We start from the raw sequence: 10,747 nt of genomic DNA on the forward strand, positions 1-10,747 counted from the left end.
CAGTACGCGGCTGGCCGGGTATGGCGACGCGGTCGGTGGCAATGATAATGCCGTCGAGGTTGACATGTGCCAGGCCCGCGTTCTTGGCTCGTCCAGAACTTGGCGCAGGTCGGGTGCCTGCGCGGCGACAACGTCGATGCCCTCATGCAGAAAGCGGTAGACCGTCCTGCGGGCGATGGCGTGGTCGGTAGCCAGTTACCTGATCCGGGTACCTTCGGTGAAGCAGCGCAGGATGAGGCTCAGGCCGCGTTGGTGCGGTGTCCGGTGAAGCTCACCTGGGTGTTGTCGTTGTCGAGGGCGATGTTAAGGGTGGCGTCAAGGGCCTCGGCCAGCTTGGCGAGAAGCGGCAGTGTGGGAACGGTGTCAGAGCCTTCGATCCGGGAGACCTTCGCCTGGGTGAGGCCCGCGCGGTCGGCCAATTCAGCCTGAGTAAGCCCGAGTTCGGTGCGCCGATCGTACACCGCGTTCGCCAGGGCCATGGACAGCCGGATCTCGCGACGAGCCTAGGCCACGTCCTCCGGCTCGGTGAAACCCGCGGCGAGCTTGCGTTCGCGCAAGGTCTTCCAGCGGCTGTGGCTCATTGCTCCCCCTCTCCTTCCTCAATGGTGCGGATGAACTCCTCGTGCGCTGGACCGTGTTCGGCCTCGCAAACCTTCTGAGCGAGCTTGATGCGGTTCATTGGGGTCTCCTGGGTGACGGCCTCCCGCCGTCACCCAGAGCGGGCCGAGGCGGCCGTCAGATGACAGGCTGGCTCATGTCTTCCGCGATCTGGTCGGGAAGCAGGGCCGTGGTGTAGACGCGTACGTCATCGATCAGCCCGTGGAAGTGATCACGTGGGCTGGAGATGTCGAGGGCGCCTATGCGCAACGGGCTGTAGGACCCGCTGAGATATTCACCGGCGTGTAAACCGTTGTGGTGGACGAGCACACCGTTGATGTAGAGGCGGTGGCCGTCCTCGCCGAACGTGAAGGCGAGATGGCTCCAGGTGTTCAACGGTAATCTCGGCCCCCTCACCGAACCCAGTTGGCCGGATCTCACACTCGCCTCCGGGACGTTGTCCCACACGGCCGTCATCGACGACCAGAGAGTGTTGCCGGCGGAGCTGATCACAACCTCCTTGTTATCCGGTCTGCCATAGGACGCCGGATTGACCCAGGCCTCGAACGTCACCGCGCGGACGGCTTGGAGTGAGTACGACGGCGGTACGTCCACCGAACTCGACGTGCCGTTGAAGAACAGCGCGTTTCCGTGCTTACCGGCAGTCCAGGCGGTGTTCCGGGCCTGGCCCGAATTGAGGTTTCCCGAGCTGTCGTGGACGACGTTGCCGCTGCCTTCCTCCATGCCGTAGGCGGCAGCGGGGACCGGTCGAGGCGGCCTCACCGCCCCCATCGCCTGCCGGCTCATCGGGCTGGCCTGGCCCGTGCTGTCCACGGCGTCCACGTAGTAGTAGTAAGGCGCCAGGCTCCTGAGCGAGTCGGTGTAGCCGGACGTGGTGACCGTGGCAATGATATAGGCGGCCCGGGGAACGAAGGTGAGGAAGGTGGCGCGATAGATGCGGTACACGACGCCCGGCTTGTCGTCCACGGAGGCGTTCCAGGTGAGCCGGATGTCGCCGTCGACGGTGCCCGGCGCGGCGTAGCCGCCCGTGGCGGTGAGCTCACCCGGCATGGTGGGGGCGGTGTCCGGGACCGTGAGACCGTTCACCGACGTGGCCATGTCGGCCCGGATGTCCTCGGCCTCGAGCTTCGTTCCGTAGATCCGCACCTCGTCGGCGCGGCCCCGGACGCCGGTGACTCCGCTGTGCCTGTAGATCAGCAGGGGCTCGTTGTCATAGGCGATGGTCGGTACGGCCGCGCGACTGGCGGCCTCGAGACGAGTTCCCCGAGTTGCGGCTCTGCCTGCGCTCCAGCTCGGCGACCCGCGCGGTCAGCCGCTCCACCGTCGCTTCCAGCCACGCGATCGTCTCCCGCTGGGCCTCGATCGTGGCCATCTGCCGGACCACCAGCGCAGCCAGCTCGTCATACGAGGGGCGGCGCTCCGGCGTCTTCGACACCCAAAGATCATCCCACCACGCAGGCGGTGCTCACGTCACCATGATCACGAACTTCTGAATGGTTACGTTTCCCGATCAAGATCGGAGACCCGACAAAGTTGATGAACACGCGCCCCTTGGCGATTTCCAGATTCAACGTCAGCCGTCCGAATTCGATATATGCCGCACTCTAGTTGAATCGCCAGAGATTCGCTTGAGATCAATTCAACCCCGGGCGTTGCCGCATCGAATAGCACTATTCTATCGCGCACCTCGATTGAGGGCCCACCCTCCCATACGGTCAACGGAATTTGAGAGTCAACCATTTGAATTAGCTCATCTTCCGAGTCCGAATAAAGCCACTGAACAAAGGCCTTATGATCCGGCAGGTAGGTGGTTCGTAGAGGCTCATCCCACAGGACAATGGCCGTTCGTTGACGCACATGGTCACCAAAATGGACAATCCCTGTAGCTGTATCCACTTCACAGGCCTGCTGATAGTCGCCACGATGCCCCGTCCAGAGGGCTATATCGTCGAGCGCGATAAGCACAAATGGCCCACCTGCAGTTTCGATCCATTTCACGCGATCACCACTCTGGCACCTCGTATATCTTTCTCATCATCGGAGCTATCTGGCGAACCCATCCCCCTTGCTTGGCGCTGCAAGATTTACACTGAGGATACAGGCGCTGCTCCATCCCGTCAGGGATCCATTCGCTAGGCGGCCAGTGGTCCTTGACCCAGGTCCCTCTTTTATTACCCGGATCCCGAATACCGCAAGTGTGGCATCCGAAGTTGTCGCCATTCCGGTTATTTTGATGGATTTCATCTTGCGTCCAATCCCTACCCTTGCTACGGGCAGGAATCGACTCTTCTGCATATGGCCCTCTTGAACAAACATCATCGGGGTTCGACCGGCCGGGATCGTCATTATGAACAAGGATAGCTTGGTCGCCTGCGAGAACATGGTAGGTGTGGTGTTCGTTGATGGTCAGGTTGTGGACGCGTTGGGTCGTGGTCCACTTCTGGATGGCACTGATCTGGACGTACGTGCCGGCTGAGGTTTGCAGCCACATGCCGGGCTTCAACTGGCCGGCGTGGAGCCACAGGCGGAGGGCGGGCACCCAGAATGGATGGTTGTCGGTGGCTGTGATTGCCCCAGTCGTACCACCGCCGTCACCATCGGTGTCGACCATGAGCTTGACGAGGTGTTTTGTGCCTTGACCGGCGATCAGGGCGGTAACCGGTCGAGGGTCGGTGCGGCCGGTCGTCGGGTCGGTCGCGAGGACCTCGTCACCGATCTTCACCTCTTCAATCGGTTTGCTCGTGCCGTCGGCCATGAGGACCTTGGTGCCGGGGACGAAGCTGTTGGGGGCCGGTTCGCAGGTGAAGATGGGCACTATGGGGTCGCCGTCGAACGAGCCCGTATCTGTGTCGTCGGGGTCGACTGCCGCTATACCGTCTGAGCAGGTCCCTGTGCCATATTTAGAATCATCACAGTGGATGATCGGATAGTCATCCGGGTCGACCCCATAGTCATAAAAATTCATTACCTGTGAGTCGTCAATGAAGATTTGGTCTGGATGCGCACAGGGCTGCCCTGGCCCGCACAGTCCATCTTTCCCTTCGCATACCCATGGGGGACAAGGAGGGTTACACGGGCTTTTGCACGGGCCATGAGTCGGCCCGGATTCGATGTCCGATTTCTTAGCCTTGCAGTTTCTTTTACATGGGTCTTTTTTGAGCGTCTTTGGGCTGCCACACCCGCCCGGTTTAGTGCAGCCGCGAGGCTGCACGCGGGCGATCGGCTTTACTGTAATCGAAGTCTTCACCTTGCCACTCTTAGGCGTCTTACCGCCACAAGAGTGATATCGACACTGATTTTTCTCATCCCGAAGATTCTCGCGCGCATTGGGATTATTACCAGAAATAGGAGAGTGCATGCTTCTTTGGTTGTAGCTCTTACCGGACGAGCCAGTATTGGTGGTCTTTGTCTTCCCGGTTACCTTGACGGTTCCGCCCTTCGGGGGTGCTACGCGACCACCCTTGATTGTGTTGTCCAGGGCGGGGCGAGGCCCCGGCACTCTCACGTTCGGAAGCACCATCCCAGCGGGGCTACCACCACGCCCCCCACCCCCACCACCAACACCGCCCATATCATCCTTGTGACCCGTGGGGTCCACGCCGGTCAGTGGGCCGCCGCTTGCGTAGGTGTAGCGGTTGGCTTGGATGGAGGGGTTTGGTGTGAGTGTCCAGGTGTCTCGGGAGGCGAAGGTGCCGGTGCCGGGCTGGTACCAGCGGGCGTGCATGTTGACGGTTCCGGTGTCGGGATCGGTGTATTCACCCTGGTAGCCGAGAGTGGGTTTGGTGCCGGTTTGGGCGAGGACTTCGCCGTAGGGGTTGTAGGCAGCCGAACTGGCCAGGGCGGTGCCGGAGAAGGTGCCAATCACGTCGTCGTGAATGTCGGTGAGGGCACCGAGGGCGGGGTTGGCGCCTTCCTGGATGCTGAGCAGTCCGCCGAGGGGGTCGCGGCCGTACTTGGCCTGGATGGTGCCGGCCTGGTCGGTGATGGCGACGATGTCGTTGTCGAGTCCGGCATAGACGAAACGCTGCTGGGAGGTCCGTCCCTGACGGGTGGCCACGCGGTCAAAGGCGTCGTAGATGTAGGCGGCGTCGCCGTCGTTGATGAGCCGGTCGAAGGCGTCGAAGGTCAGGTGCTTGGTGTTGCCGTTTCTGGTTTCGGTCGCCAGGGTGCCGCGGGGGGTGTAGGTGTAGTCGGTGCCGTCGCCGGAGGTGAGGCGGTTGCGCTGGTCATAGGTGTAGGTCTTGTCTCCCGCGCGGGTGCGGTTGCCGGAGGCGTCCCAGGCGTAACTGGTGTTGACGCCGTCGGGGCCGGTCCAGGAGGTCAGGCGGCCGGCATGGTCGTAGCCGTAGGTGTTGGCACCTGCCCCTGCGGTACCGGCGGTGGTTTTGGAGGTGAGGTTGTCGTCTTTGTCCCAGCCGTAAGTGATCTTCGCTAACTGGCCGCCGGTGCTGTTCTTGAGCGTGTGGGTGGCTATGCGGTCGAGTGCGTCGTAGGTGTAGGCCTGGGTGTTGACGGGGTTGGTAGAGGCAATGCTGGTGAGCCGGTCGGCTTTGTCATAGGCGTAGGTGTTGATGCGGCCACTGACCGGGTCGGTGACCGTACTGAGCCGGTTGTCGTTATCCCAGGTGTAGGCGGTGGTTCCGGTCACGTCGACGCGCTGGGTGGGGTTGCCGAGCTCGTCGTAGACAAAGGCGCTGGTCTGGCCTGATGCGCCCGACACTCTGGTCAACAGGCTGCGGTCGTTGTATTCGAGTGTTTGGTCGCTCACCGTGGTGACGCGACCTGCCAGGTCGTAACCGTATGTCTTGGACGGGGTGACGATGCCCTCGCCTGATCCGCTGATCGTGGTGACCCTGTTGAGCTGGTCGAACTGACTGTCGTGACGGACACCGCCGGGCTGGATCAGGGCGGTCTCGTTACCTGCGACGTCGTATACGTGGGTCCACGTGCGATCGGCCAGGTCAGGGTGGGCGGTGGTGGCCGGCTCGGTCAAGGTTTCGATGAGGCCCTGACTGTTGTAGGTGGTCCAGGTGGCGTTGCCTCGGCCGTCCGTTAAGCGGGTGCGCGCGCCGGCCGCGTCGTAACCGAACCCGGTGGTGATCGCCTCGCTGCCGGAGACGGGTTCGATGAGTTCGGTCAGCGCGTCGGTGGCATCGAACGTCCGCCTGGTGATGCGGCCCTCGCCGGAGGTGATTTGGGTGAGGTTGTCCGCGGCGTCGTAGCCGTACCCCGTGGTCTTCACGGTCGCGCCCGCGCTATCCAGATCCTTCAGGCTGGTCAGGCGGCCGGCCAGGTCGTAGTCGGCGATGATGGCGTTGCCGAGCGGGTTGGTGGCCTTGGTCGGGCGGCCGATCAGGTCGTAGGCGAAGGTGGTGCTGTCTCCCAGAGGGTCGGTCTCGGCGGTGACCTCCGCAGCGGCGTTGACCGTATAGGTGGTGGTCTTGTTACCTGGCAAGACCAGCTTGGTCAGATCACCCGCGTCGTTGTATTCCAGCTTGGTGGTGTAGGCGGCGGTGGTCGGCTTCCGCTCGATCGCGGTCTGGGTGATCAGCCGGCCCAAGTCGTCGTAGGTGGCCTCACTCCGTGCACCGGTCGGGTCGATGCCGGCCAGTTCCTCACCCAGCAGGTCGTAGTGCGACACCCACTGTCCGGCCGGCTGACCTGTGCTCGCCGGGGGATCGGTGACGCGGACCGGGTTGTTCAGCGCGTCGTACTCGATGGTGGTGATGTGACCTCGCGGGTCCGTCGTCCTGATCAGGCGGCCAGCGGCATCGTGGCCGTAGGTGGTCTTGGGGGTGACCGCGCTGCCACCGGGAGGTGTGTAGGACATTCCCGTCAACGAGGTGAGCCGGCCGGCCCGGTCGAAGGCCGCGGTCGTAATGCGTCCGTCGGGGTCAACGGTATGGGTCTGACGTCCGACGGTGTCGTACCCGAAGCGAGAGGTGATCCGCCCCTGTTCGGCGGCTCCCGCCTTGTCGATCTGTACCGGCGGGGACTTCGTCTCGATGAGCTGGTTGGCGAGGTCGTAGCGGAGGGTGGTGGTGAACGCCGGCGGATCGGCACCCGAGAGGTTGCCTCGCGCGTCGACCGCCTCCGTGATCAAACCGCGATCGTCGACCTTCCACGTGGTGGTGAGGTCTTGCCCGTCGTTCTTGACGGTGCGACGGGTGAGGGCGTTCTCCTTGTTGTAGGAGAACTCGATCGTTTCGACGCGTGTCGTGCCCGCCGCCGTGCGCTTGGCGGTGATCACGTTGTCGTTGGCGTCGTAGCCGTAGGTCGTCACACGAGCGAGCGTGGCCGGGTCAAACATCTCCGAGCTCAGCCTGCTCGCGGCGTCGTAGACGTAGTCCGCACGGACCAGACCGCCGCCGTTCACTCGTCGGGTGAGATTGCCAGCCGCGTCAAAGGTGTTCGCCTCGGTCACCACGTCCTTGGCCGTGGTCGAGCCGTTCAGCTTGACGTCGTCGGCGATCACCTGCGAAAGCAGGTCGTCATTGAAGTAGGTGTAGGAGGTCTTGCGGCCCATCGCGTCTACCCGGCTACCCAGCCGACCGGCCGGGTCGTAGGAGAACGATTCAAGCGTGATCTCCGTTGCGGTGACGGGAGCGACCGGACTGCCGGTCCAGTTCTTCAACGTGCGAGAGGCCAGCTCACCGCGGTTGGTGTAGGCGAAGCCGAACACCGCGCCCAGCTCATCGGTGACCGTGGTGCGGGCGCCCACCTGGTCCCAAGCCGTGCGAACCACGCCGCCCTCCGGGCCGGTGGCGGTCTCCTCGCGACCGTGATCGTCGTAGGTGTAGGAGGTGGTTCGCTCCGGATCGCCTCCGGTCAGATCCTTGACGGACTCAGTCAGCACGTTGCCGTCCGGGTCGTAGGCGTACGTAGTCCGCGCGGTGTGCGTGGCGTCGGTGACCTCGTTCTTCACTCCCGGCTCGGTCTGCGTCACCAGCCGCCCGAGCTTGTCGTAGGTGAAGGAGGTGGTGACGCCGGCCGGGTGGGCTTGAGACACCTGCGTTGAGACGGTCGGCCGTCCGATCGCGTCGTACTGCAGTTGGGTGATCAGGCCTGCTGGATCGCTCTGCTCGGCGAGATCACCTGCTGAGGTGTAACGGTAGCTCCAGGTATTGCCCCGGGGATCGGTCTGTGACGCCGCCAGGCCTGCCGGGGTGCTTCCGCCGCCCACCGCGGCCTCGCTGCCGTCGGTGTAGGCGATCGTTGTCGAGCGGCCGCTGGGGAAGTCCGTTGTCGCCGGGGTGGTCTGCTTGGTCTTCTCCCCGTAGGAGTTGTACTCCCACACGGTGGCGTAGGTGTTGTCGGTGCTGCCGGTCGAGCGTGCGTCTCGGATCTTGACGACCCGGTCGTTGCGCGGGTCGAATTGGTCGGCGCTGTTGAGGTAGTACTCGGTTCGGAGCGTCTGGCAGTTTCCTGAGGCGCGGCAGGTGGTGGTGGTCAGGGCGTTGCCGCGTTTGTCGTTGCTCCGCTGTACCGTGTTGAGATTCGGGTCCGTGATCTTGCTGAGGAAGCCGCGGGTGTCGTAGGTGTAGCTGGTCTTCTTGAGCAACTGGTCGGTCTGAGACGTGATCCGGTAACCGCGCCATGCGTCGTAGACCGCCGTGATCGTCGCGTTCTTGGGGTCGGTGACCGTCACCGTGGAGGTGCCGGTGCTGCGGTTGATCACCGGCTCACTGATCTGCCAGGTGCCGCCATGCTGGTCGGTGTGTGTCTTGAGGCGATCGGTCGTGGGCTCATAGACGTTGACCGCCCTGACCCGGCCCGAAGGCAGGGTGACCTGGGTGAGCTTGTGCGGGGCGGCATTGCGGGCCTGGTAGTGACGGACCACCTCATAGGGCTCGAGCGGCCGGTCGTAGACGGCGAACTCGTCGACCCAGCCGTCCAGACCGCCGATGGTGGACGTCGGCCGGTTGTTCGTACCGGTGATCGACGCCGTGAGGGTTCCCACCACGGCTCCGTCCACGTACATGGTCTGCACGTTGTCCGCGACGGTCAGCACCACGTGATGCCATGCGCCGTCGTTGACCGGCGCCGCGGTGATGATCGGCGTCGAGGTGGACTGGTAGGAGCCGCGCAGCTTCCCATCGGCTTCGATGCTCAAGACGTTAGTTTTCGTGCCGCCGCTTGAGGAGATCGACATGACCGTGCCACTGGTGCTGGTCTTGAACCACGTCTCCAGCGACGCGTACTTCCCAATCGCCGGGACGATCCCCGAAGGAAGGCTGACGCTCGTGGAGTTGGTGAGTTTCACCGCGCCGTCAGGAGTCCCGGCCAGAGCACCCGGCTGTGCCCGGACGACCGCGCCGCTGTAGGTGGCGTTTCCTGCCCTCCACCCCAGGTCGATGGCGCTACCCGTGGCCTCGCCCAGCCGCCAATAATGGTACGGATCCGAATCGAGCACCGAACTGCGATACTGCGAGCCCGGGTCATGGCCGTAGGTGGTGCACTGCGATTCGGGATCGCACACCTGCTGCAGCACATCGCCGTTGTAGGCGTAGGTCCAGGTCAACGGCGCGCCGTTCACGGCGTCGGTGGACACCGAGGTCACATGGTCGCCGCTCCACTGGAAAGTCAGCGAACGTCCGCCGGGCGAGGTGACCTCGGCGAGTTTCCCACTCGCGTCATACGTCAACTCCTGGCTACGGCCACGCCCGTCCGTGATCTTGAGCAGCCGGCCCGCCCCGTCGAACAGATAGGTGTTCGACGCCTTGTCCATCAGACGCCAGCCGCCCTCCGCCCGCACAGCGAGAGTCGCGTACATGCCCGGTGGCGGCTGAAACGTGCCGTCCTTCTTATCAGCGAAACGGACCTCACGCCCGTCCGGGAACGTCACCAGCAGAGCCTCGCGCCCATGGATCGTCTCCGGGATGATCCTCATGTCCCAGCGGGTCGACCAGCCCGCGCCGAAAACGCCCGTGCGGCGCGTGTCCATGCTGTTGTAGGAGCGCACCACTGACAACGGCGGCCCCGCCGCCGGAATCTGCGCGTCCGTGGCCGTCGTGGTGTAGTTGCCCGCCTGCTGATGAAACTCCTGGCCGTCCACCCCGGAGGTGGACAACTGTGAAGTGATCGTCGGCTGCCGCACACCGACCGTGAACGTCTGGACCGGCGAATACGCGGACCGGCCGCCGATGGTCGAGGCGTCAGACAGGTCTACGCGCCACCAGTACTGCCGTCCCCATGCGAGTGTGCCCGCAGGGATTTGCCAGTCAGCCGACAACCCCGTGCCCCAGTACTCGTAGGTGATGCAGTTGGACATCTCAGGGTTGTCGCACACCTCGAAGTCAAAGCCGATTACCCCGCCCGACCAGGTACTGCCCACCACCTTGAGGATCGGCTGCTCGGTCAACACCAACGCCCCATTCACCGGGGTCATCGACGTGGCAGTGGGAGCCGGCGGCAGCGGACACGGGCCGATCAGCATCCACCCTTCTGACACTTCGTGCGGAGGATAGAAGTTGAGATTGGCAGGAATATTCTGAATCGCCTGCCAAATCCGCCCACCAGAGTAGACACGCGTCCCATACGCGACGTACACGCTCCGCTGCCAGGGTGATTCATTCCCGCACGGCGGATCAGCGGCGAGCGCGATCGTCTTCGCCGCCGCATCAACCGGCACGGCCGAAATATCACGGACGAGCCCCTGCCGCTGCTCTTCCGGCACCGCATTCTTCGGAACCTTGACTTTCGACTTGGGAGTACCCGCGGCAGCGGACGTCGCGGTGACTCCGGTGTCGACCAACGACGGCAGCCCCGCCGCAGTACCCGCCAACTGTTTCGGCGTCTCCGGGGCCGCGTGAACCACACCACCCGTTTCAGCCACGGCCGCCGCCAATGCGGTTCCCCCAGCGACACCCACGAGTCCAGGCATCACGGCCAAAAGCGTAAGAATGACAACAGGTGCCGATCTAAGGAAAAACCGACTCGAAAAAGACGCACGCATACGCCATCACACTCCGAACCACGCAGGGCGCCTACCGACGCCAGACGAAGCTCCACCCCGTCCGAAACAAGGTTGCTGACTCACACAGCTCGGAGCATGTTGCCAAACGGGCAAAGCGTAACTTTTGCCCAAAAGGACAACAAGATCCAATCTAGTTAACTAAAGATCACGGAA

General features: G+C 63.5%; 5 protein-coding genes. All 5 read right to left on the reverse strand.

Annotation, left to right across the window (positions count from 1 at the left end):
• Window positions 1-239 precede the first annotated feature (239 nt).
• The 5 genes from IEY82_RS23970 to IEY82_RS23990 all read right to left on the reverse strand — a co-directional run bounded on the left by IEY82_RS23970 (window position 240) and on the right by IEY82_RS23990 (window position 10,501).
• On the reverse strand, window positions 240-479 hold the full coding sequence (locus IEY82_RS23970) for a helix-turn-helix transcriptional regulator (RefSeq protein WP_225263137.1): 240 nt from the start codon (window positions 477-479) through the stop codon (window positions 240-242).
• Between the two features lie 256 nt (window positions 480-735).
• On the reverse strand, window positions 736-1,764 hold the full coding sequence (locus IEY82_RS23975) for a LamG-like jellyroll fold domain-containing protein (protein ID WP_189126450.1): 1,029 nt from the start codon (window positions 1,762-1,764) through the stop codon (window positions 736-738).
• A gap of 64 nt (window positions 1,765-1,828) precedes the next feature.
• On the reverse strand, window positions 1,829-2,053 hold the full coding sequence (locus IEY82_RS23980) for a DUF6444 domain-containing protein (RefSeq protein WP_189126451.1): 225 nt from the start codon (window positions 2,051-2,053) through the stop codon (window positions 1,829-1,831).
• 62 nt (window positions 2,054-2,115) lie between these two features.
• Complete coding sequence (locus IEY82_RS23985; protein WP_189126452.1) at window positions 2,116-2,616, reverse strand: Imm21 family immunity protein; 501 nt, start codon at window positions 2,614-2,616, stop codon at window positions 2,116-2,118.
• A 4-nt stretch (window positions 2,617-2,620) separates the two neighbouring features.
• On the reverse strand, window positions 2,621-10,501 hold the full coding sequence (locus tag IEY82_RS23990; protein ID WP_225263180.1) for an RHS repeat-associated core domain-containing protein: 7,881 nt from the start codon (window positions 10,499-10,501) through the stop codon (window positions 2,621-2,623).
• Between the last annotated feature and the right edge of the window lie 246 nt (window positions 10,502-10,747).

The sequence above is a fragment of the Nonomuraea cavernae genome, from assembly GCF_014646355.1.
GTDB lineage: Bacteria > Actinomycetota > Actinomycetes > Streptosporangiales > Streptosporangiaceae > Nonomuraea > Nonomuraea cavernae.